This window comes from Micromonospora sp. NPDC007208 (assembly GCF_042869175.1).
GTDB classification, from domain to species: domain Bacteria; phylum Actinomycetota; class Actinomycetes; order Mycobacteriales; family Micromonosporaceae; genus Micromonospora; species Micromonospora foliorum.
The window spans coordinates 478,455-500,231 of the sequence record NZ_JBIAFG010000004.1; the positions used below are offsets into that span (position 1 = coordinate 478,455).

Sequence of the window (21,777 nt, forward strand, 5' to 3'; positions counted from 1 at the left end):
GTCTTGGTTAGCGCTCGTCCGAGGCCCAGGTGCCGCTTCGGTAGAGGGTGCCGCGTCCGCCCGGGTCGGGCATCCCGTTCAGTTCGCTCTGCTCGGGTTCGGTCGGCTCGGGGTTCCGCGCCGCGCGGCGGGCCTTCAGCACACGGGACCCGACGAACCAGGCGGCCGCCGCCACGCAGACCACGATCACCACTTTCTGGAGCGTGCCGACGTAGCCCTCGACGAGGTGCCAGTTGTCGCCCAGCAGGTAGCCGGCGAGCACGAAGGTGGTGTTCCAGATCAGGCTGCCCAGCGTGGTGTAGAGCAGGAACGTGGTCACCGGCATCCGCTCCACGCCGGCCGGGATGGAGATCAGGCTCCGGAAGATCGGGATCATCCGGCCGAAGAAGACCGCCTTCACACCGTGCCGCAGGAACCAGGCCTCGGTCCGGTCCACGTCGCTGAGCTTGACCAGTGGGAGCCGGGACACGATGGCGCGCATCCGGTCGCGCCCCAGGGCCGCGCCGATCAGGTAGAGCGCGAGCGCGCCCAGCACCGAGCCCAGCGTGGTCCAGAAGATCGCACCGACCAGACTCATCCGTCCCTGCGCGGCGACGAACCCGGCCAGCGGCAGGATCACCTCGCTGGGGATCGGCGGGAAGAGGTTCTCCAACGCCACCGCCAGGCCGGCACCCGGCCCGCCGAGTCGTTCCACCAGGTCAGTGACGTAGCCGACAATCCCGTCCTGCGGTGGTTCCGCTGCGGCGGCGGGGGTTCCGGTGGCGAACACGGCGTGGGACGTTCGAATCATGCGCCCACGTTACGAAGTCATCCTGAGAGTCGACCATGAGGCTGACCGCCGGGCCGCGCGGGTCGACCACACCGGTGGGGGTGCGGAAAGCCGCACCCCACTGCGGCTCGCGGTGGTGCAGCCGCCGTGCGTACCCCTGGATGTCGCGGAGAACGCGCGGGCGCACGCCGCCGCGGTCCGCGCGGCGCGCGCCCGGGTGGTGGTCTTTCCGGAGCTGTCGCTGACCGGGTACGAGTTGGATGCGCCGGTCCTGTCGGTCGACGACCCGCGGTTGGCGCCGCTGGTCGAGGCGTGCGCCGAGACGAACGCGCTGGCCCTGGCCGGTGCGCCGATTGCGGGCGACCACATCGCGATGCTGGCGGTGACCGGCGGCGGTGCGCCGGTGGCGTACCGGAAGATGTGGCTGGGGGACGCGGAGGCCCGCCGCTTCCGGCCCGGCGACGCCCCGGTCGTGCTCGATGTGGACGGTTGGCGGGTGGGTTTGGCTGTCTGCAAGGACACCGGCGTGGCCGCGCACGCGGAGCGGACGGCCGCGCTCGGCATCGACGTGTACGCGGCGGGCGTCCTGGAGTCCGCCCGCGACGCCGCAGTGACGGACCAGCGCGCGTACCGGATCGCCACCACGCATCGGGTCTGGGTGGCGGTGGCGAGCTTCGCCGGGTCGACCGGCGGTGGCTACACCGAGGCGGCGGGACGATCGGGCGTCTGGACGCCGGACGGCGAGGTCTCAGCCCGCGCGGGCACCGAGCCGGGCGAGTCGGTAAGCGTCACCATCGGCTGACCGGGCGGTCGATGTCCGACCCATCCCCTAGCGTGGGGCAGTGTCATCGCCACGAGGAGGAGCGCATGGCCGAGGCCGCGACGACCGGCACGGTCCGCTCGGCGGACGGCACCACCATCGCCTACGAGCGCAGCGGCGCCGGTCCTGCGGTGATCCTGGTGGATGCGGCGGGCGGGTTCCGCGAGATGGGCCCGATGAGGTCGCTGGCGGCCCACCTGGCCGAGGAGTTCACCGTGCTGACCTATGACCGGCGGGGCCGGGGGCAGAGCTCCGACACGTCGCCGTACGCGCCACAGCGCGAGGTCGAGGATCTACGGGCCCTGATCGAGGACGTGTCCGGCGGTTCGGCAGCCCTCTACGGTTTCTCCTCCGGGGCGGTGCTGGCGCTGCTCGCCGCGACCGGCGGCCTGTCGGTCACCCGGCTGGCCCTGCTGGAGCCGCCGTTCGCGCAGGGCGAGCAGTCGACGGACGAACCGGGCCTGGCCGCGGACATCACCGAGTTGGTCGCCGCCGGCCGTCCGGGCGATGCGATGCTGCATTTCCAGCGCAGCATCGGCGTGCCCGCGGAGTTCGTCGACGGGATGCGCGAGGGGCCGGGCTGGCCGGCCATGGAGGCCTTGGCGCACACTCTGGTGTACGACCTCACCCTGCTCACGGCCCTACCTGCCGAGGCACTTACCGCACTCACGATCCCGACGTTGGTGCTCGAAAGCGCGCAGAGCGATGCACGGCTGCACGGCTGGGCACAGGAGGTGGCCGAAGCGCTGCCAGCTGGGCGACACCGGACGTTGCCCGGCGAGTGGCACGGTGTTTCGGTTGAAGTGCTGGCACCGGTGCTTGCCGACCACTTCTCCGGCCGCGCCGACTGACCGGTGGGAGATCGCCTGGGCGGGCACCGCCCGCTTCGACGAGCGCGGCGCTCTGCGCTCTCCTTCGGCGGCGAGTGCTGTTTGCGCGCCGACGACGACCTTGAAATGCTTCGGGAATGACCACCTTTCCGGGGACCTTCGCCGATGATGTCGTCGACCAGTCAGCCCAGGCGCAGTTCGAGGCGTTCATCGACGAGCACCGCAGGGCGCTCAACGGCTACCTGGACGGGCTGACCGAGGAGCAGGCACGTCGGTCGTTGGTGCCGTCCCGGACCACGCTGCTGGGTCTCGTGAAGCACGCCGCGTTCGTGGAGAAGGTCTGGTTCGACGAGGCCGTCACCTGTCGGTCCCGCTCGGAGATCGGCATCCCCGCGACGCCGGACGAGTCGTTCATCCTCGACGACGACGATACGATCGCCTCGATCCAGCGAGCACACCGCGAGGCGTGCGAGGCCTCCCGCCGCGCGACGGCGTCGCTGGGCCTGGACGACGTGCTGCGCGGCAACCGGCGCGGCCCGCTGCCGCTGCGCTGGGTGTACCTGCACGTGCTGCGCGAGCTGGCCCAGCACTGCGGGCACGCCGAGATCCTGCGGGAGCAGATCCTCGCGGCCGACTAGCACCGCCGACTGGTCGTGCTCGGCACGGCCCGGTTCACCCTCTGGCCCACCCGCCGGTGTCGGCGAAGCGACGCAGCGTCCAGCGGGCCGGCGGCCAACCGCCGGGGTCGTGGTCGCTGGTCCATTCGGTGATCGAGGCCGGGGGCACGTCCAGGTCGAACGCCCGGAAGACCGGCTGCGCGGCGAGCGCGTGGAACCCGCCCTCGACGGTCTCGCTGTGGCCGACCAGGATCACAGTGGAGCCCCGGTGCCGGTGGGCGATCTCCATGATCGCGCGGCTGACGCGGACCACCAGTTCGGCCCAGCTCTCGTTGCCCTCCTCGAACGGTCGGAACACGCCGCCACCCGGCACCGCGTGGTCGGTGCGGAAGAGGGCGGTCGGCAGGCCGTCGGCGTACGGGGGTGTGTGCCAGGTGCAGAGACCGCAGTCGGCCACGGGCCGGACGCCCAACGCCGCGCCGATCGGTTGCGCGGTCTCGACCGCCCTGCGCAGCACGGACGAGTAGACCGCCACCGTCCCGTCGGCGACGACCTCACCGGTGAGTCGGTTGGCCAGGTCGTGTGCCTGCTCGTGGCCGAGGGCGGTGAGGCCTCGACAGCCACGTGGCCCACCGACGATTCCTTCGAGCTGGTGGACCGACTCGCCGTGTCGCACGAAGATCAGACGTGTCCGCATCGGGACATCATGCCAGCGGCATCGACGGAGATATCAGTCGTCCGTACGGCCGGTGGAGAAGCTGTCGGCCTGGCTGAGCAGAGCGTCCAGTTTCGCGCCCGTCTGCGCTGGTAGGCGGCCCCGCCGCACCAGCTCGGCGATGTCGTCGCGCAGGTCGGCGACGCGCTTGGCGCGGTCCCTGCTGCGGCGGTCGAGATCGGCGAGGTCGTCCCGCAGGTCTTCGGCGGTCTTGCGTTCGATGTCACCGCGGGCGACCGCGCTGGCGAGGACGGCGGCGAACTCGCTGCTCACCTGCCGGAAGCTGACCGGTACCTGCTGCCCGACCGTCGGGGGCGTGGTGCTGGCGGCGGACGGTGGCGAGGACGGTGCGGCCGGCGTCGGCGAGTGCGTCGTGGGTGCGGGCGCCGGGGCGGCGGAGGTCGAGGGCGCATCGGCGATCTCGGCCGGGTCGGGTGTGCCCGGGTTGCCGAGCGGACCCTCCGCGAGCAGGGCGCCGACGCCGATCAGCACGGCGAGGACGGCCGCGGCGAGCACGGCGAGGGGCCGACGCGATCGACGTCGGGCCGGCGCGGCGGCAACCGGGACGGGGCGGGCCACCACCGACCGGTCGATCAGGGTGGGCGGGTGGGCGACCGGCCGGATGCGCAGCAGCTCGGTGGGCGGCTCGACCGGCTGACCGGCGCCGAAGCGGCGGGCCAGGTGCGCGGCGCTCGGTCGGTCGGCCGGGTTGGCGGCCAGGCAGGCGACGGTCAGCTCGGCGATGTCGGCGGGTAGCCCGGGCACCCGCAGCGGCGGCACCGGGGTGCCCCGCCGGTGCACCTCCAGCGCGTCCTCCCAGCTCTGCACGGGCAGTGGCGCCTGCCCGGTGAGGGTGCGGTACAGCAGCGCGCCGAGGGCGTACACGTCGCTCGCCGGGTCGGGCGGGCCGGCGGCCAGCCGTTCCGGGGCGAAGTAGGCGGGGGTGCCCATCAGCGGTTCGCCGGACTGGCTGTCGAGCCCACCGAGCGCGGCGATGCCGAAGTCGAGCACCTTGGCGCCGGTGTCGGTGAGCATGACGTTGCCCGGCTTGACGTCGCGGTGCACGACGCCGATGCGGTGCGCGGCGGCCAACGCGGCGGCGATCTGCCCGGCCACCCGGACCGCCTCCGGCCAGGGCAGCGGCCCGGTCCGCAGCCGGTCGGCCAGGTTGTGACCGTCGACGAGCTCCATCACCAGGTACGGGACCACGACGCCGTCGGCCAGGGTCGCCTCGGCGTAGTCGTACACCTGGGTCACGTGTGGGTGGGTCAGCCGGGCGGCCGCGCGGGCCTCGCGTTGGATGGTGGCCCGCAGCTGTGGGTCGGTGGCGAACTGCCCGGCGAGCACCTTGATCGCGACCGGCCGCCCGAGCACCTCGTCGTCGCCTCGCCACACCTCGGACATGCCGCCGAGACCGATCCGCTCGTGCAGCACGTAGCGGTCGTGGAGGCGGAGAGTGGGCATGAGCGGTGACATGGCTTCACCAGTCTGCCTGGCAACGCCGCACTCGACCACTCTGCGTGCCCAGCCCCACACCGTTCGTCCCGTGCGTACCGGAATGGGGTTGGTTCGGGTCAGGAGCAGCGCGGGGTGCTGGGCAGCGGTCGCGGCTGGATGCGGTCGGCGAGCCGGCGCAGGGCGAGGGCGGTGGCCTGCCGGGTCGGGGCGAGCAGGGCCCGGCGGGGGCGTTCGACCTGCACCGGAGCGTCCGGGCGGGCCGAGTTGACGTGTCGGTTCATGGCGTCGAGCGCGGTGAGGTATCCGGTGGGAAGTTCCATGGTCAACTCCTCGGGACAGGTCCGGTGGAGCCCCGGACGACGAGAGCGGTGGGCAGCAACACGTGACCGGCCGCGGCATCCGCGGGCGGGTCGAGCAGCAGTTCGGCGGCGATCCGGCCCTTTTCCTCGGCCGGTTGCCGGACGGTGGTGAGGCCGGCCGCGGCGGCCTCGGGAACGTCGTCGAAGCCGGTCACCGAGACGGTGGGACGATCATGCTCCGGCCGGGCGGCCAGGGCGTCCAGCACACCGAGCGCGAGGACGTCGGAGCCGGCCAGCACGGCGGTCGGCGGTGCGGGTTGGTCGAACAGCCCGGCGATGGCGGCGGCGGCCGCCGGGCGGCTGTTACCGGGGACGTTGACGAGGGTCAGCTCGGCCCAGCCGACGCCGACCTCGGCGAAGGCGTCGGCGAACCCGGTGAGCCGACCTCGGGTGGTCGGATGCGGCACCTGGTCGACCCCGGCCAGGGTGAGCGGGCCGGCCGGCGCGTCGGGCAGCACGGAGTCGGCGAGCAGCGCCACCCGACGGTGCCCGAGCCCGGCGACGTGCGCGGCGGCACTGCGCGCGGCGGCTCGCTCGTCGATGCCGACGAACCGTTCGTCGGCGCTGGCGTCGTCGCGGGCGGCGGTGCTGACGAACGGCAACCCGCGTTGGCGGATCACGTCCAACGCCCACTCCTCGTCGGCGACGCAGTAGACGCAGAACCCGTCGACGGCGGCGTTCTCCACCGCCTGTCGGGCGTCGGTCACCGCCGGCGGCAGCGGCACCAGCAGCATGCTCGTGCCGTGCCGTTCGGCCGCCGCGCCGACGCCGGCGAGGAAGCGGACCGCGAACGGGTCGGTGAAGGCGTACGACAGTTGCGAGGTGAACAGCACCCCGATCGACCCGACGAAGCCCCGGCGCAGCGAGCGCGCGGTGGGGTTGGGGCCGGGGTACCCGAGTTGCCGGGCGGCGTCCAGGATCCGCTCGCGCAGGGTGGCGGAGAGCTGGTCGGGGCGGCTGTAGGCGTTGGACACGGTGCTGCGGGAGACGCCGACGGCGTCGGCCACGGCTTGCAGTGTTGGCTTCACCGGCACCTCTCTGTATCGATCCAGTCTGAATCGATACAGAGATTAGCCCGACCAGTCGGCGTCGGTCAATACGTGCGCTGAAAGTCCCGCCTGAGGAAGCTGCGTGGTCGAGGGTCAGGCCGGGTAGTGCTCGTCCAGCAAGCGGCCGAGGATCTCCGCCGTCCGCTCCGGCGGCTCGGCCTCGACGCAGAGCCGCTCCATGGCCACCGCGTAGTAGTCCAGGTCGTCGCGCTTGTCGAGGTAGATGGCGCTGGTGAGCTGTTCGATGTAGACGATGTCGGGAAGCTCCTGGTCACCGAAACGCAGGATGGTGAAGGCGCCCCCGGCGGCGGCGTGGCCACCGGCGGCGAACGGGATGACCTGGAGCCGGATGTGCGGCGACTTGGTCGCCTCGATGAGCGCGGCGAGCTGGCCGCGCATGACCTCGGCGCCGCCGATGGGACGGCGCAGCGCCGCCTCGTCCACCACGGCCCAGAGCTGCGGCGGGTTCTCCCGCTGGAGCAACTGCTGACGCTGCATCCGCAGCGCGACGCGCCTGTCGATCTCGCCCGGACCGGCCGCGCCGTGCCCGAGCAGCACTACCGCCCGGGCGTACTCCCGGGTCTGCAGGAGGCCGGGCACGAACTGCACCTCGTAGCTGCGGATCAGCGCGGCGGCGGCCTCCAGGCCCAGGTACGACTGGAACCAGGACGGCAGCACGTCGCCGTAGCGGTGCCACCAGCCGGGGCTGTTCGCGTCCCGCGCGAGCTTGAGCAGCGCGTCTCGTTCGTGTTCCTCGGTGACGCCGTAGAGGGTCAACAGGTCGGCGACGTCGCGCTCCTTGAAGCCGACCCGACCCAGCTCCATCCGACTGATCTTGGATTCGGAGGAGCGGATCTCCCAGCCGGCACCCTCCCGGGTCACCCCGCTGGACTCCCGGAGGCGGCGCAGTTGGGCGCCGAGCAGCATGCGCAGCACGGTCGGCCCGGTTGTCGGGCCGCCCTCGGCGGGAACCATCGTCACGTGCGGACCTCCGGACACCGACCCATGGCGGCCGGGCGCCCCGGCCCGGTCGACGTGTAAGCATGCCATGGACCGACAGTGAGATGAACTCCTCCGCGCCGGCGAATAAGTCCCGTCGCCGGGACGACCATCCCGGACGGTCAGTTGATCAGATGGTCGAAATCTCCGTCCCGCGCACCGAGAACGAAGGCGGCGATCTCATCCACCGTGTAGATCAGCGCCGGGCCCTCCGGGTGCCGTGAGTTGCGGACCGCGATGCCCGCTCCCTCGGGCAGTTCGGCGAGTTCGACGCAGTTGCCGCTGGGGTTGCTGCGGCGACTCTTCTGCCAGCTCAACGGAGGCAACTGGTGGATCGGTACGCCATTGGGTGGCTGCTGCATGGGGGCGTCTTTCTGTTACGAGCCCGCCGGTGGCCGTGGGAGGAGCGGTGACGGCGAGGGGGTGCGGTATCGACATTGGACGGTTCTGCACGTGCATCTGCTATTGCATCTGCATCCGACGGCGAGCATGATAACGCACATGATCGGTGCCCATCCGTTCACTTTGCGTTACCCCGACACGGGCAACGATCAGGCAAAACTGGGCCCGACGCGGCGCGCCGCGTCAACCGAAGGCGGGAGGCGGTCGCGGCGATGGGAGGGTTCGTGCCGGATCCGATGAGTATCGCCTCCGGTGTCTGCGCGGCGGGCGCGCTGCTCTCCTCCTGGCAACTACGCCGGCGGGCGGTGCGCGCCGAGGCCGAGATCGGCCACCTCCAGGCCGAGTTGGCCGCCGAACGGCACGCCGCCAGTCACGACCCGCTCACCGGGCTCCCCAATCGACGGGCCTTCTACCGCCTGGCAGCCGCCCTGCTCACCGACGCCGCCGGTCAGCCGCTGATCGCCGTGGTGCTCGACCTGGACGACTTCAAGCAGATCAACGACCGGTACGGGCACGCCGCCGGCGACCAGGTGCTGATCAGTGTGGCCGAGCGGCTCGCCGGCTTCGCCGGGGACAACCTCGTCGCCCGTCTCGGCGGCGACGAGTTCGCCGGGTTGCTCTCCAGCCCCACCGTCGACCGGCGCTGGATCGAGCACTCCACCCGCCGGCTCAGCGAGACCGTCGCCGCGCCGATCCGGCTGAGCGGGTGCAGCGTCCGGGTCACCGCGTCCGTCGGGCTCGCCCCGGTGACCGGCCCGGCCCAGCTCACCGACGCGCTCAGCCGCGCCGACGCGGCCATGTACCAGGCGAAGAGCCTCGGCGGCGCCCGGTCGCCCCGCCAACTCGTCGACAGCGCGTTCCTCGCGGAGCGCTGACCGCTCAGCCGACGGGCGCGCCGAACCACCTGGACAGCTGGCTGAGCAGGTCGGTCTGGTCGTCGCCGGCCCACGCCACGTGACCGTCGGGCCGCAGCAGCACGGCGGGCACCTCCAACTCCTTGCTGACGTCGACGACGTGGTCGACCCGCTCCGCCCAGCCGGCGACCGAGAGCTGGCCGGTCTGGTCGAGCAGCAGGCCACGGCCGCCGTGCATCAGCTCGTACAGGCGCCCCCGCTTCAGCCGTACGTCACGCATGTGGCGTCCGAGCATGTCGTGGCCCGGGCCGAAGTCGTAGCGGACCCCGATCGCGGTGATCTTCTCGATCAGGTAACGGTTGACGTCCTCGAAGTCCAACAGCTCCGACAACAGGTGGCGCACCGACCGCGGCCCCGGCTCGGGTGAGAGCAGCAGCATCTGCGCCCGGGTGTTGTTCAGCACGTCCGCGGCCACCGGATGCCGTTCGCTGTGGTAGCTGTCCAGCAGCCCCTCCGGCGCCCAGCCGTTGAGGTCGGCGGCCAGTTTCCAGCCGAGGTTGAACGCGTCCTGGATGCCGAGGTTGAGCCCCTGCCCGCCGGTCGGCGGGTGGATGTGCGCCGCGTCGCCGGCCAGCAGCACCCGGCCGACCCGGTAACGCTCGGCCAGCCGGGTGGCGTCACCGAAGCGGGAGAGCCAGCGCGGTGAGTGGACACCGAAGTCGGTGCCCGCGTACACCCGCAGTTGGTTTCTGAAGTCGTCGATGGTCGGTGGGACCGTGCGGTCCTCGACCACCCCCTCGGCCGGGACGAGGACGCGGTACACCCCGTTTCCGAGGGGCCCGAGACCGAACCGGAGATGGGTCTTGCGGACCTCGGCCACCACCTCGGCCACCGTCTCCGGCGGCACGCCCACCTCCATCTCGCCCAGCAGCGTCTCGACGCTGCTGGGCTCGCCCGGAAAGCCGACACCGAGCAGCCCGCGTACGGTGCTGCGACCGCCGTCGCAGCCGACGAGGTAGCGCGTCCGCAACTGGGTGCCATCGGCCAGCCGCACGGTCACCCCGTGGTCGTCCTGGCTCAGGCCGACGAGTTCGCTGCCGCGCCGGATCTCGACGCCGACCTCACTGGCGTGCTCGCTCAGGATTCGGTCGGTGGTGGTCTGCGGGATGCCGAGGACGTACGCGTGGGCGGTGTCCAGCCCTCCCGGCGACGGCTTGGGAATCGCGGCGAAGAAGCCCCCGACCGGGTGCTGCTGTCCGAGGGCGAGGAACCGCTCCAGCAGACCTCGCTGGTCCATCACCTCGATGCTGCGTGCGTGCAGGCCGAGCGCCCGGACGTAGCTGGTCGGCTCGGTCTCCTTCTCGAGCACGAGCGGGTGCAGCCCGTGCAGCCGCAACTCGCTGGCCAGCATCAAGCCGGTCGGTCCGCCGCCGGCAATGATGACATCGATCATGGAATCCCCCGTTTATCCCAGTTTTGGGCGTCGGCTGGAGATTCTGCGGCACCACCGGGGTCTTGCCGCAAGGCCCCCGCTGCGATATATGTTGGAAGTGGCAGAGAGCGAATCCGCTCTTTGCCTTACTTTTTGTCCGACGTAGACGACGTGGTCGCCGCTCAGCGCCGGTCGCGCCGCGCTCAGCGCAGCGTGGCGAGGTGGCGGTCCAGCGCGTCGTACGACTCGGCGGCACCCTGCGCCATGCCAGAGTCGATCAACCCGTACGGCAGGTCGATCGTCAGGTCAGGGAGCTTGCTCATGGCGGGTCTCCCTTCAGGTCGCGTAGGTAGTCGTCCAGGGCGTCGTAACGGTCGCTCCAGAGCTGGTGGTACTGATCGACCCACTCGGCGAGCGTCCGGAGCGGCGCCGGGTCGAGCCGGCAGCGACGCCACTGCGCCTCGCGGGTCCGCACGATCAGCCCGGCACGCTCCAGCACCGAGAGGTGCTTGGAGATCGCCTGGACGCTGATCGGGAACGGCGCGGCCAGCTCGTTGACCGTCGCCTCGCCGCTTGCCAGCCGAGCCAGGATGGCCCGTCTGGTCGGATCAGCGAGCGCGGCGAACACCGCACTGAGCGGATCTTCGGTCATTTGTCTCTTTCAACCATTGGGTTAATCAACCTTGTGGTTGAATATACAGCTCCCGAGAGGCGCGTCAACCTCCACCGACCGAACCGGGCCATGGCGTTCTGGGACGCCGTAGGCGGGTATGGGGGAACCCGTACCCGAATACGACCGCCGAGAGGAACCGACGTGGCGACCATTCGCGCCCTCGTACTCAACTGCACCCTCAAGCCGTCGCCGGCGCCGTCGAGCGCCGAGCAACTCGGTCGGGAAGTGCTCGCCGAGTTGGCCGCGCAGGGCGTGGAGGGCGAACTGATCCGGGTCGTCGATCACGACGTGCGCTTCGGGGTGTCCACAGACGAGGGCGACGGCGACGGCTGGCCAGCCATCCGCGCCAAGCTGATGGCAGCCCAGGTGCTCATCATCGCCACGCCGATCTGGCTCGGCCAGCCCTCCAGCGTCTGCAAGATGGTCCTCGAACGCCTCGACGCCGAGCTGTCCGAAACCGACGACGAGGGCCGACTCCGCACCTACGGCAAGGTGGCCGGTGTCGCCGTGGTCGGCAACGAGGATGGCGCCCACCACACCATCGGCGAGGTGCAGCAGGCACTCAACGAGGTGGGGTTCACCATCGCCGCCGCCGCCGCGACGTACTGGGTGGGCGAGGCACTGCACACCCTGGACTACCGCGACGCCGGCCCCAAGCCCGACACCACCGGCCGCACCACGAAGGCCCTGGCACTCAACAGCGCACACCTGGCCCGGCTCCTCGCCGACCAGCCGTACCCGCCGCCGGACGCGCGGAGCGCCGCGGTTGGCCCGAGCCGCGAGTAGAACCGACCGCCAGGTGGGTCACTGTCGGGCTGCCCCACGTTCAGCGGAAGCCCGGCGCGGAGTCAGCGCCAGCCGTAGCCTGCGCGCAACGCCTGCCCGACCCGGTCGAACCGAGGCCGATCCAACACGGCACCCTCCCGGCGGATGCTGTCCTCGCGCATGGTGAGCACCCGATCCAGCCGGACCCAGCTCGGCCGGTTGTCGCGGTCCCACTCACCCGGCCCGAGCGCGAACCAGTGCCGCTGCCCGTCCCGCTCGCTCTGGCTGGACAGCATCAGCCCGAACAGGGTCCGGCTGTGCCGCCCGACGACCAGCACCGGCCGGTCCTTGCCCTGGCGGGGGTCGTCCTCGTACGGCACCCACGTCCAGACGATCTCGCCCGGGTCGGCCTGACCGTCGCGCTCCGGAGCGTAGGTCAGCTCCCGACGCTGCAACGCGCTCACCTGACGGCGGCGGGCCACCTGCGCGGGGGCCGGCCCGGTACGCCGGGGCGACGGAATCACCGCACCGACCCGGGAGATACGCGCCGCGACATTCCTCAACAGACCAGCCACGGCGGGCAGCCTACCCGCCGCCGAAGCGGGCGGTACGACAGACTGGCCCGATGGACGAGCTGCCCCGCGACCTACCGATCCTGGAGCGACGCGCGGTGCGGGTGGTGGTCACCGACGACACCGACCGGGTGCTGCTGTTCCACACCCGCGACCCGGACCACCCCCGGCTGGGCACCTGGTGGGAGCTGCCGGGCGGCGGCATGGACCCCGGTGAGACCTATCGCGACACGGCGGTGCGGGAGCTGCGGGAGGAGACCGGCATCGTGGTCACCGTCGACCAGGTGGGCGCGCCAACCTGGCGGCGGCGGGCGAGCTTCCTGCACCGCCAGGTACGGCACCTCCAGGACGAGGTCGTCGTCGCCGTACGACTCGACGGCACCGGCCCGGACGTGGACGAGGCGCACCGGCTCGACTACGAGCGGGAGGACTACTTCGACTTCCGCTGGTGGCCGTTGCCCGAGGTGGAGGCCAGTCGGGAACGGTTCTACCCCGGGCAGCTCCCCCGGCTGATCAGCCCCTTCCTCGCCGGCACGGAGATCGACGAGCCGTTCGAGCTGTGGTCGTGAGCCGGGCCGGCGGGCAGAGTGGGGGCATGAGGACCGATCTGCACGGGCCGCTCTCCGCGTACGCCGCGCGGCTGCACGCCACGGCCGGCGACCGGCACCACGTCGCCTCCCCCCTCGGCGCCTGGCTGCTGCTCGCGGTCGCTGCCACCGCGGCGGCCGATCCCGATCCGGACGCTACGGAGCTGGCACGCGCCCTGGGCACCGACCTGCCGAGCGCGGCCGAGGTGGCCCGAGCGCTGCTGGACGCACCGCACCCGCTGGTCGGGTCCGCCACCGCGCTCTGGCACCGGTCGGGGCAGGGCGACGGCGGGCCGGCGGCGTGGCGGGCCGGGCTGCCGACCACGACCGAGGTCGGCGTCCTGCCCGATCAGGCCGGGTTGGACGGCTGGGCACGCGAGCACACCCTGGGCCTGATCGAGACGTTTCCCCTGCGGGTCGGGCCGGACGTGGTGCTGGCCCTGGCCAGCGCGTTGGCCACCCGGGTGTCCTGGGCGACCCCGTTCGACGTCGCCGACGCACGCGCGCTCGGCGCTGGCAGCCCGTGGGCCGGCCACCTGCGGCGGACGCTGCGCAGCCCGAGCCAGGGCCACCGGTGCGCCATCGTGTCCACCGAACGGGTCGGTGACGTGATCGTGCACGCCGCACCGGCCCAGACGACCGACGGCGCGGGGCTGGTGGTCCTCTCGGTGGCCGCCGCCCCGCAGGTGCCACCGGCCGAGGTGCTGGCCGTCGCGTACGACCTCAGCGCCGGCGCGGCCCACGGCGCACAACCGGCGGGTAGCCGCTCGCTGTTCGACCTGCCGCTCGGCGACACTGCGCTGTGGACGTTGAGCGAGGAGCGGGTACGCACCCGGGCGCGCGACGGCCGCGAAGAGCGACACCACGCCGTCCTTCCCTGCTGGTCGGCACGGAGCGACCACGACCTGACCGCCCCGGCGCTCGGCTTTCCGGCCGTGGCGGCCACGCTGGCGACGGCGATGGGGCTGCCGGTGCAGCGCTTCGAGGCACGGCAGACGGCGGTGGCCCGGTTCGACCGCTACGGCTTCGAGGCGGCGGCGGTGACCGGCATGTTCGGGCTGACCAGCCTGCCGCCGGAGGGCGTGGCCCGCACCGCCGAGCTGCGCTTCGGCCACCCGTACGCCGTGGTGGCGGTCGCCACCGACACCCGGGCCGACGGTGCCACCGGTCCCTGGCACGGGGTGCCGGTCTTCTCCGCCTGGGTCGCCGAGCCCGACGACGTCACGGAGGCATGAGGTACCTCGCGGAGGATCAGGCAGCCGTCAGAACCCGCCGTCGCGCGGCAGTCGCGCCACCATTTCCCGGAACTCCCGCACCGTCATCGCTGTGCGCAACGTGGCGAAGACGGCGCCGGTTCCGGCCCGGGCGGTGGCCGGGTCCACCCCGGCACGCTGTTCCACCCGACGAAGGAACTCCGTCGGGCCGGCTTCCATCGGGGTCGCACCGGCACCGCCCACCTCCAGGCCCACCCCGCTGGTCAAACCATCGGCGCCGGTGTCCGGGCCGAGGGCCCCGGCCGGGGCGGCTCCGGCGGCATCCGGGGCCGGACCGCTCAGGTAGCCGTCGACCTCGTTCGGAAGGTGCCCGACGAGGTCGACGGGCGGCCCGTCGGTCACCCGCTCGGCCAACGTCTGGAGCACGGCGCGGGCGAGCACGGCGGCCTGCTCGGCCGGCAGACCGGACCGTTGGGACACCGCGTCGATGAAGTACGGGAACCCGTCTCCGTCGGTCACGCTCGGGCGGTTACCCCTGGCCGGCCACGACAAACTGCCGCTAGGCCAGCAGACCCTCGGCCAGCAGGTGGTCGAAGATGATCTGGTCGACCGGCGAGGTGCGGTGCCGGTCCGCGTACCCGAGCCAGGCCATCTCGGCGATCTCGCTGGCCGGCCGCAGTTGCCCCTGATAGTCGGCCCGGTAGCAGGTCATCCGTACGGTGGTGCCGGCCGCGTGGCCGTGCGCCTGAGCGGTGAAGGTGCCCAGGTGTACGGCACCGGGCACGTCCACCTCGACGCTCAACTCCTCGTCGATCTCCCGGCGCAGGGTCTCCAGGTCCGTCTCGCCCGGCTCGCGCTTCCCACCCGGCAGGTACCAGACGTCCTTGCCCACCGACCGGGTGCTCAGCACCCGACCGTCCTCGACGAGGACCCAGGCCACCTTGTCGATCTCGCGCACGATGCTCCCTCCGGCCGCTGGGACCGGGGACGCTACCACCCACCACCGCGCTCACTCGGCCAGCAGGTCGAGCAGGAGCGCGGCGGTCCAGCTGAACGCCGGTGAGCCCAGCCCGGCGCCGGTGTCCGGGTGGAAGTACTCGTGACAGCCGGCCCCGGCGACCAGACCGACCATCGAACGGCGCAGCCCGGCGGCGAGCTCCGGGTGCCCGTGCGCGAGCAGCCCACGCCGGACCAGCCAGCCGATGTTGAGCCAGCTCGGCCCCCGCCAGTAGCGCAGCGGCTCGAAGTCGGGTGCGGTGCGGTCGTAGGTGGGTAGCGGCCGATCCATCCGCCGGGCCACCCCGAAGCGCGCCGACCGGGCCTCGACGACCAGCGCATCGGCCTGCCGGGTCGGCAGGTCGGGCAGGATCAGTGGGGTCAGCCCGAGCACGGTACGGGCACCCACCAGGCGGTCGGTGCGCAGGTCACGAGGCTGGAACGTGCCGGTGTCCGGGTCGTACAACCGGCGCACGAGGGCCTCGGTGATCCGGGCCGCGCGGGCCCGGTGCGGCCCGGGATCGTCGCCGACGAGGGCGGCGATCTCGGCGAGGGCGTGCTCGGCGGCACCGAACGCCGCGTTGAAAAGCGGGCACTCCAGCAGGAACGGGTGACCGGTGGCCAGGTCGCGGTCGGAGTAGCCGTGGTCGCGGTAGGCGGCGACGATCGCCAGGTAGCGCGCGTAGTCCAGGTCCGTGGGGCGGTGCGCGGCGTCGGCGTGCGTGGTGTCGTGCCGACGGTACGCCCGCATCACGGCCGCCTCGGCGGGCACCGCGGCCATCGGCTCGTCCCACGCCGGGCTGTTGTCCAGTCCGGACTCCCACGGGTGCACGACGCAGACCAGCCCGTCACCGGCCACGTCCCGTCGGTCGGCCAGGTAGCGCTGTTGGGCGACCAGCGCGGGATAGAGCCGGCGCAACGCCGCCAGCCCGGTAGGGTCGGGCGCCCGCCGGTACGCCAGCAACGCGGCGAGCGCGTGCACCGGCGGCTGGACCAGGCCGGAGGTGGCCACCTCGGGTGTTCCCGGCACGTCGGTTGAGCGCCACATCTCCGGCCCCGGGAAGTACGCGCCGACCCGCAGCGCCGGGTTGAACACGATGTGCGGCACCCGTCCGTCGGCCCACTGCGCCCGGAACAGGCTGGCCAGCTCCCGCCAGGCACGGTCGGGGCGGACCTGGGCCAGCCCGATCGCGATGAACGCGGAGTCCCAGCTCCACTGGTGCGGGTAGAGGGTGCGCGAGGGAACCGTGTGGTCGTGCTCCCAGTTGGCGTCGAGCGTGTCGACCGCGAGTCGACGCAGCCCGGTCACGTCGGCCGGGCCACCCGTGCGGGCGGCCTCGCGCGTCGCCCCGGCATCAGCGCGCGTCCTTTCGGCGGCGGCGCGGGTCGCCCCGGCGTCGGCGGGCGCGTCGACGCTGGTCGGCCCGGCGTCGGCGGTCACGCGGCGGCCCGCCGGGGCAACGCGTGTCGCAGCACCGTGGCCGCCTGTTGCAGGGCCCGGACCGGGTCACCGCGGAGCCGGCACTCCAGGGCCAGCCAGCCCCGGTAGTCCAGCTCCAGCAGGGTACGCACCAGCGCCGGCCAGTCCAGGTGCCCGGCGCCGGGCTGGTACCGGTTCGAGTCGCTGACCTGTACGTGCCCGAGGTACGGCGCGGCGGCGCGCAGCGCGCGGTGCACGTCGTCCTCCTCGATGTTCATGTGGAAGGTGTCGGCGACCACCCGGACCGACGGCAACCCGAGCGCGGCGCAGAGCGCCACCGCCTCGTCGAGACGGTTGACCATGTGGTCCTCGTACCGGTTGAGGGGTTCCAGGAAGAGGGTGACCCCCTCGGCCTGGGCGTGTTCGCCCAGTTCGCCGAGGGCGTCGAGGAGCACCTGCCGGTCGCCGGCCGGCGGGCGGGGTGGCTCGAACGGCGGCAGTCGCCGGGAGAACATCCCCCAGGCGGCCGGGGTCATCACCCCGACGCCGCCCAGCTCGGCGATCACCGAGAGCTGGGAGCGCAGGTTGCGGACGGCGTCGGCGGAGCGGGCCGGGTCGAAGTCGCCGATGAAGTGGTCCATCTCGACGCAGACGGTGGGCATCACCACCCCGGCCGCGCGGGCCCGGCGCAGCTCGGGCAGCCGGCGGGCGAACGCGAGGTCGCCCCGGCCACGTAGCTCGATGCCCTGGTAGCCGAGGGCGGCCGCGAGGGCGTACTTCTGGATCAGGTTGGCGCCCGGCAGGAGTTGTTCCTGACAGGCAAGCGCGATGGTGGTCATCTAGAACCTCAGCACGACTTGGAGGACGTCACCGGCGCCGCGGTCGAGCAGCGCGAGGGCGTCGGCGACCGCGCTGGCGTCGACGATGTGGCTGACCAGCGGCAGCGGGTCGACGCTGCGGTCGGCCACCAGGTCCATGAAGGTCTGCGCGACCCGGTCCCCGGTCCACCGGCCGGCCATGCTCGGCGCGGGGGTGGGGCCGGAGACCTGGGCGGCCACCAACTGGATGCGGTTGTGGTGGAACTCCTCGCCGAGGCCGAGCGCGTCGGCCTGGCCCTGGTAGAAGCCGGCGGCCACGACCCGGCCGGCGTGGGTGGTGGAGCGGATCGCCTCGTGCAGCGCCGGGTAGGCGCCGGACAACTCCAGGCAGACGTCGGCCCCCCGGCCGTCGGTGGCCTGACGCAGCACGGCGGCGGCGGACGCGACCGTGGCGTCCACGGTGTATCGGGCACCGTATCCGGCGGCGTGTGCCAGCCGGTCGGGCACCGGGTCGACGGCCACCACCCGGGCCCCGGAGAGCACGGCGAGCCGGGTGGCGAGCAGCCCGATGACGCCCTGCCCGAAGACACCGACCCAGTCGCCGAGGTGCAGGTCGCCGGCGAGCACGGCGGTCAGCGCGATGGCGCCGGGGCGGGCGAACACCGCGGCGAGCGGGTCCAGCCCGGTGGGGAGCGCACGGACCGCGTCGGCGCCGAGCACGGCCTCGGCCCGGTGCCCCCAGATGCCCCAGACGAGCTGCCCCGGATGCCGGTCGGTGACCTCCGGCGCGACCTCGATGACCTCACCGACCTCTTCGTAGCCGAAGCCGATCAACGGATAGGGCACCGGGGTGTGGCGGGGGACGAACATCCGGGCGGCGTCGTCCCAGTCCTTGCTGAGCCGGGGATTGCTGCCCCGGTAGAGGGTCAGCTCGGTGCCCGCGGAGATGCCCGAGTAGCAGGTGCGGACTCGGACCTGGCCGGGGCCGAGCGGATCCGGCGGGCAGGGCTCGAGGCTGATGCGTCGAGGTCCGGCGAGAGAGACCACCCAGTTGCCCATGTGTCACATCCCGGTAGCACTGGGCTCCAGGATAGACACAAAATCGCAATATGTCTTGTTATTGATCAATCGAAGGTGTTGAATCCGGCATGTACCCTTCGAGAGGAGTGCCACCGATGTCAGCACCTCCGAGGCGGATACTCGCCACCACCCTGATCATGACACTGGCAGCGTCCACCCTGCTGGCCTGCGGGGACGACCAATCAGACAGCAACAGCAAAAAGATCACCGTCTGGAGTTTGGAGGACGTGGCCGACCGGGTCACCGCCACCAAGGCGATCATCGCCGACTTCACCGCCAAGACCGGGATCCAGGTCGATCTCGTGACCGTCAACGAGGACCAGTTCCCCTCCCTGATCGCCGCCAACGCCGCCGCCGGTGACCTGCCCGACGTGGTCGGGTCGGTCTCCCTCGCCGGCATCCGGACGCTCGCCGGCAACGAGCTGCTGCACGCCTCGGCGAACGCGGAGGTCGTCGACAAGCTGGGCAAGCAGACGTTCTCCCCCCGGGCGCTGGAGCTCACCGCCGACGACGGCAAACAGCTCTCCGTGCCCAGCGACGGGTGGGGGCAGTTGCTCGTCTACCGCAAGGACCTGTTCGCCGCGGCCGGCCTGCCCACCCCCGACACGTACGAGCGGATCACCGCCGCCGCGGCCCGGCTGAACACCGGCGGCGTCGCCGGCATCACCGCGGCGACCGCCCCCAGCGACGTGTTCACCCAGCAGACCTTCGAGCACCTGGCGCTGGCCAACGGCTGTCAGCTCACCGACGACTCGGGGAAGGTGACCCTGGATTCGCCCCAGTGCGTCGAGGCGTTCCGCTTCTACGGTGACCTGATCCGCACCAGCTCGGTCAAGGGCGCGCAGGACGTGGACACCACCCGGGCCACCTACTTCGCCGGCAAGGCGGCCATGGTGATCTGGTCGCCGTTCATCCTCGACGAGCTGGCCGGGCTGCGCAATGACGCCAAGCCGACCTGCCCCCAGTGCCAGGCCGACCCGGCGTTCCTCGCGAAGAACAGCGGGTTCGTCACCGCGATCAAGGGCCCGAACGGCACCGAGCCGGCCCAGTACGGCGAGATCAGCTCCTGGGCCGTGCTCGACGGCGCGGCGGCCGACCCGGCGAAGTCCTTCGTGGAGTACATGCTCAGTGACGGTTACCCGCGCTGGTTCGGCATGTCCCCGGAGGGCCGCTTCCCGGTACGCAAGGGCACCCCCGCCGAGCCGGAGGCGTACCTGACCGCCTGGAACACCAGCCAGGCGGGCGTGGACGCGAAGAAGCCCCTCACCGACGTGTACGGCGACGAGGTGCTGGCCACGCTGCGCCGCAGCCCGGACACCTTCGGGCGGTGGGGTCTCAGTCAGGGGCAGGGCAAGCTGGTCGGCGCGATGCTCGGCGAGTTGCCGGTGCCCAAGGTGCTGGGCGACCTCGTCTCCGGCAAGTCCGACGCGGCGGCCACCGCCAACCGCGCCAAGAAGGATGTCGACGCCATCAAGGCGGGCGTCAATTGACCACCACCGCGCCCGGCCCCGGCCGCTCCCCCACCCGGGAGCGGCCGGCGCCACCCCGGCGCCGACCGTTGACCCTGCGCCGCCGCGAATCCCGGGCCGGGCTCGCGCTTGTCGCACCGACCCTGCTCGTCACCATCGCGGTCATCGGCATCCCGATCGTGTGGACCCTGGTGCTCGCCTTCCAGCGCGTCCGGCTCGCCACGCTGCGCAAGACCGGCCTGTTCGGCGAGTTCACCATGGACAACATCGACCGGGTGCTGCACACGCCGGGCTTCGCCGAGACGCTGTGGGTCACGCTGATCTACAGCATCGGCGGCACCGTCGGGTCGATCCTGCTCGGTCTGGTGGCCGCCCTGGTCGTCCGCCGGCCGTTCCGGGGCCGCACCCTGGTCCGGGCCTCCATGCTGCTGCCGTACGTGGCACCGGTGGTCGCGGTGACGTTCGTCTGGCAGGTGATGCTCGACCCGCAGCTCGGCATCGTCAACGCGTGGGGGCAACGCCTGCTCGGCTGGGACGCCCCGGTGCCGTTCCTCACCCAGGAGTCGACAGCGCTGGCCACGGTGATCGTCTTCGAGGCGTGGCGGTACTTCCCGTTCGCGTTCCTGTTCCTGCTGGCCCGGCTGCAGGCGGTGCCCGGCGAGTTGGAGGAGGCCGCCCGTGTCGACGGCGCCACCCCCACCCAGCGGTTCCGGCACATCCTGCTGCCGCAACTGCTGCCGGTGATCGCCCTGCTGGGCGTGCTGCGCTTCATCATGACGTTCAACAAGTTCGACGACGTCTACCTGCTCACCGGTGGTGCGGCCGGCACCGAGGTGGTCAGCGTCCGGGTGTACGAGTTCCTCACCGCGCGTACCGACATCGGGGCCGCTGCCGCGCAGGCGGTCGTGCTGGCCGTGGTGCTCATCGTGTTCGTGCTGATCTATCTGCGCTTCTTCGGACGGAGGGTGGGCTGATGGACCGGGACGTGGTCGAGACGGTGAGCCTGCGTTGGCTGCGCCGCCTGGTGATCGCCGTGTTCCTGGTGATCACGGTGTTCCCCTTCTACTACATGCTGGTGCTCTCGGTGCGCCCCATCGAGCGGCTGCTGCTCGACCCGGGCGCGCTGGTGGTCGGCTTCGGTGAGCTGACCGTTGCCACGTACGCCGAGGTGCTCAAGGCCACCGACGACGGCGGCCAGGGTTTCCTCACCTTCATCCGCAACAGCGGGCTGGTCGCCGTCGCGGCGACCGTGCTCACCCTGCTGGTCGCGATCCCCGGCGCGTACGCGGTGGCCCGGCTGCGGTTCTTCGGCCGGCGGCAGGTGGACTTCCTGTTCCTGGCGGTCTACCTGTTCCCGTCGATCGTCATCGCGATCCCGCTGTTCGTGGTCTTCACCCGGGCCGGGCTGCGCGGCTCGCTGTTCGGTTTGGTGCTGGTCTACATCTCGCAGACGTTGCCGGTGTCGGTCTACATGCTGAAGAACTACTTCGAGACGATCCCGGTCAGTCTGGAGGAGTCCGCCGCCATCGACGGCGCCGGTCGGCTCGGCATCATCCGCCGCGTCAGCCTGCCCCTGGCCATGCCGTCGATCATGGCGGTCGCGCTCTACGACTTCATGATCGCCTGGAACGAGTTCCTCTTCGCCCTGCTGTTCCTGGTCGACAGACCCAACCGGTGGACGGTGTCGCTCGGGTTGTCCCTGCTCGCCGACGGGGTGGAGGTCCCCAAGACGGTGCTGATGGCCGGGTCGGTCGTGCTCACCCTGCCCATCGTGATCCTCTTCTTCGCCAGCGAGCGGCTGCTCACCGAGGGGCTGACCAGCGGCGCGGAGAAGGGCTGACCGTCTCGTCCGGGTCGCCCGCCGGGCCCCCACCGGCCC

25 protein-coding genes are annotated in these 21,777 nt (G+C 72.0%); 10 read left to right on the forward strand and 15 right to left on the reverse strand.

The annotated features are described in order from the left end of the window. Window positions 1-7: 7 nt before the first annotated feature. Window positions 8-790, reverse strand: a complete 783-nt coding sequence (locus ACFYL6_RS11485; protein ID WP_387170273.1) for a DedA family protein — start codon at window positions 788-790, stop codon at window positions 8-10. Here ACFYL6_RS11485 and ACFYL6_RS11490 point away from each other — a divergent pair. The 3 genes from ACFYL6_RS11490 (at window position 789) to ACFYL6_RS11500 (ending at window position 3,057) form a co-directional block, all read left to right on the forward strand. After that, on the forward strand, window positions 789-1,571 hold the full coding sequence (locus ACFYL6_RS11490) for a carbon-nitrogen hydrolase family protein (protein WP_387170274.1): 783 nt from the start codon (window positions 789-791) through the stop codon (window positions 1,569-1,571). The two genes, ACFYL6_RS11485 and ACFYL6_RS11490, sit on opposite strands and share 2 nt — an antisense overlap. Before the next feature lie 65 nt (window positions 1,572-1,636). After that, window positions 1,637-2,440 (forward strand): alpha/beta fold hydrolase, encoded by an 804-nt coding sequence (locus ACFYL6_RS11495; RefSeq protein WP_387170276.1) that lies wholly within the window; start codon window positions 1,637-1,639, stop codon window positions 2,438-2,440. Window positions 2,441-2,556: 116 nt separating this feature from the next. Continuing rightward, entirely contained in the window at window positions 2,557-3,057 is a 501-nt protein-coding gene (locus ACFYL6_RS11500) for a DinB family protein (protein ID WP_387170277.1), read from the forward strand. A 34-nt stretch (window positions 3,058-3,091) separates the two neighbouring features. On the opposite strand, the gene ACFYL6_RS11505 is transcribed toward ACFYL6_RS11500, so the two are convergent. The 6 genes from ACFYL6_RS11505 to ACFYL6_RS11530 form a co-directional block, all read right to left on the reverse strand. Next, entirely contained in the window at window positions 3,092-3,733 is a 642-nt protein-coding gene (locus ACFYL6_RS11505; RefSeq protein WP_387170279.1) for a histidine phosphatase family protein, read from the reverse strand. Between the two features lie 33 nt (window positions 3,734-3,766). Further along, a complete protein-coding gene (locus tag ACFYL6_RS11510) occupies window positions 3,767-5,215 on the reverse strand; it encodes a serine/threonine-protein kinase (protein WP_387170281.1) in 1,449 nt (482 codons plus the stop codon). Window positions 5,216-5,325: 110 nt separating this feature from the next. Then, window positions 5,326-5,529, reverse strand: coding sequence for a hypothetical protein (locus tag ACFYL6_RS11515; protein WP_387170283.1), 204 nt, complete (start codon window positions 5,527-5,529; stop codon window positions 5,326-5,328). Window positions 5,530-5,531: 2 nt separating this feature from the next. Beyond that, entirely contained in the window at window positions 5,532-6,575 is a 1,044-nt protein-coding gene (locus tag ACFYL6_RS11520; RefSeq protein WP_387170285.1) for a substrate-binding domain-containing protein, read from the reverse strand. Between the two features lie 135 nt (window positions 6,576-6,710). Then, a complete protein-coding gene (locus tag ACFYL6_RS11525) occupies window positions 6,711-7,598 on the reverse strand; it encodes a helix-turn-helix domain-containing protein (RefSeq protein ID WP_387170287.1) in 888 nt (295 codons plus the stop codon). A 140-nt stretch (window positions 7,599-7,738) separates the two neighbouring features. Continuing rightward, on the reverse strand, window positions 7,739-7,978 hold the full coding sequence (locus tag ACFYL6_RS11530; protein WP_091406718.1) for a DUF397 domain-containing protein: 240 nt from the start codon (window positions 7,976-7,978) through the stop codon (window positions 7,739-7,741). 264 nt (window positions 7,979-8,242) lie between these two features. Between ACFYL6_RS11530 and ACFYL6_RS11535 the strand changes: the two genes are divergently transcribed. Continuing rightward, the gene (locus ACFYL6_RS11535) at window positions 8,243-8,893 is read left to right on the forward strand and encodes a GGDEF domain-containing protein (RefSeq protein WP_387170290.1); all 651 of its coding nucleotides are present in this window, start codon (window positions 8,243-8,245) and stop codon (window positions 8,891-8,893) included. Between the two features lie 4 nt (window positions 8,894-8,897). Here ACFYL6_RS11535 and rox read toward each other — a convergent pair whose 3' ends face one another. Next, window positions 8,898-10,325, reverse strand: coding sequence for a rifampin monooxygenase (gene rox / locus ACFYL6_RS11540; RefSeq protein ID WP_387170292.1), 1,428 nt, complete (start codon window positions 10,323-10,325; stop codon window positions 8,898-8,900). A 298-nt stretch (window positions 10,326-10,623) separates the two neighbouring features. Continuing rightward, window positions 10,624-10,956: an ArsR/SmtB family transcription factor gene (locus tag ACFYL6_RS11545; RefSeq protein WP_387170293.1), complete on the reverse strand. Its 333-nt coding sequence runs from the start codon at window positions 10,954-10,956 to the stop codon at window positions 10,624-10,626. Between the two features lie 162 nt (window positions 10,957-11,118). Here ACFYL6_RS11545 and ACFYL6_RS11550 point away from each other — a divergent pair, with 162 nt between their 5' ends. Continuing rightward, the gene (locus ACFYL6_RS11550; protein ID WP_387170295.1) at window positions 11,119-11,763 is read left to right on the forward strand and encodes a flavodoxin family protein; all 645 of its coding nucleotides are present in this window, start codon (window positions 11,119-11,121) and stop codon (window positions 11,761-11,763) included. Between the two features lie 62 nt (window positions 11,764-11,825). On the opposite strand, the gene ACFYL6_RS11555 is transcribed toward ACFYL6_RS11550, so the two are convergent. Continuing rightward, a complete protein-coding gene (locus ACFYL6_RS11555; RefSeq protein WP_030336385.1) occupies window positions 11,826-12,317 on the reverse strand; it encodes a type II toxin-antitoxin system PemK/MazF family toxin in 492 nt (163 codons plus the stop codon). A 50-nt stretch (window positions 12,318-12,367) separates the two neighbouring features. Here ACFYL6_RS11555 and ACFYL6_RS11560 point away from each other — a divergent pair, with 50 nt between their 5' ends. Both ACFYL6_RS11560 and ACFYL6_RS11565 read left to right on the forward strand, forming a co-directional pair. Next, window positions 12,368-12,883 (forward strand): NUDIX hydrolase, encoded by a 516-nt coding sequence (locus ACFYL6_RS11560; protein WP_387170297.1) that lies wholly within the window; start codon window positions 12,368-12,370, stop codon window positions 12,881-12,883. Window positions 12,884-12,909: 26 nt separating this feature from the next. After that, on the forward strand, window positions 12,910-14,136 hold the full coding sequence (locus ACFYL6_RS11565; RefSeq protein WP_387170299.1) for a hypothetical protein: 1,227 nt from the start codon (window positions 12,910-12,912) through the stop codon (window positions 14,134-14,136). Between the two features lie 27 nt (window positions 14,137-14,163). Here the strand turns inward: ACFYL6_RS11565 and ACFYL6_RS11570 are convergent, their stop codons facing one another. From ACFYL6_RS11570 to ACFYL6_RS11590, 5 genes are all read right to left on the reverse strand, one after another. Next, window positions 14,164-14,634, reverse strand: coding sequence for a DUF2267 domain-containing protein (locus ACFYL6_RS11570; protein ID WP_387170301.1), 471 nt, complete (start codon window positions 14,632-14,634; stop codon window positions 14,164-14,166). A 40-nt stretch (window positions 14,635-14,674) separates the two neighbouring features. Beyond that, complete coding sequence (locus ACFYL6_RS11575; RefSeq protein WP_387170303.1) at window positions 14,675-15,073, reverse strand: NUDIX domain-containing protein; 399 nt, start codon at window positions 15,071-15,073, stop codon at window positions 14,675-14,677. Window positions 15,074-15,124: 51 nt separating this feature from the next. Further along, entirely contained in the window at window positions 15,125-16,420 is a 1,296-nt protein-coding gene (locus ACFYL6_RS11580) for a hypothetical protein (RefSeq protein ID WP_387170419.1), read from the reverse strand. Window positions 16,421-16,548: 128 nt separating this feature from the next. After that, window positions 16,549-17,370, reverse strand: a complete 822-nt coding sequence (locus ACFYL6_RS11585) for a TIM barrel protein (protein WP_387170305.1) — start codon at window positions 17,368-17,370, stop codon at window positions 16,549-16,551. Then, window positions 17,371-18,408: a zinc-binding alcohol dehydrogenase gene (locus tag ACFYL6_RS11590; protein ID WP_387170307.1), complete on the reverse strand. Its 1,038-nt coding sequence runs from the start codon at window positions 18,406-18,408 to the stop codon at window positions 17,371-17,373. Between the two features lie 116 nt (window positions 18,409-18,524). Here ACFYL6_RS11590 and ACFYL6_RS11595 point away from each other — a divergent pair, with 116 nt between their 5' ends. The 3 genes from ACFYL6_RS11595 to ACFYL6_RS11605 are packed head-to-tail and all read left to right on the forward strand — an operon-like array spanning window position 18,525 to window position 21,738. After that, the gene (locus ACFYL6_RS11595; protein ID WP_387170309.1) at window positions 18,525-19,919 is read left to right on the forward strand and encodes an ABC transporter substrate-binding protein; all 1,395 of its coding nucleotides are present in this window, start codon (window positions 18,525-18,527) and stop codon (window positions 19,917-19,919) included. Next, entirely contained in the window at window positions 19,916-20,872 is a 957-nt protein-coding gene (locus tag ACFYL6_RS11600) for a carbohydrate ABC transporter permease (RefSeq protein ID WP_387170311.1), read from the forward strand. Before ACFYL6_RS11595 ends, ACFYL6_RS11600 begins: the two co-directional genes overlap by 4 nt. After that, a complete protein-coding gene (locus ACFYL6_RS11605) occupies window positions 20,872-21,738 on the forward strand; it encodes a carbohydrate ABC transporter permease (protein WP_387170312.1) in 867 nt (288 codons plus the stop codon). The genes ACFYL6_RS11600 and ACFYL6_RS11605 overlap by 1 nt, the downstream gene beginning before the upstream one ends. Window positions 21,739-21,777 lie beyond the last annotated feature (39 nt).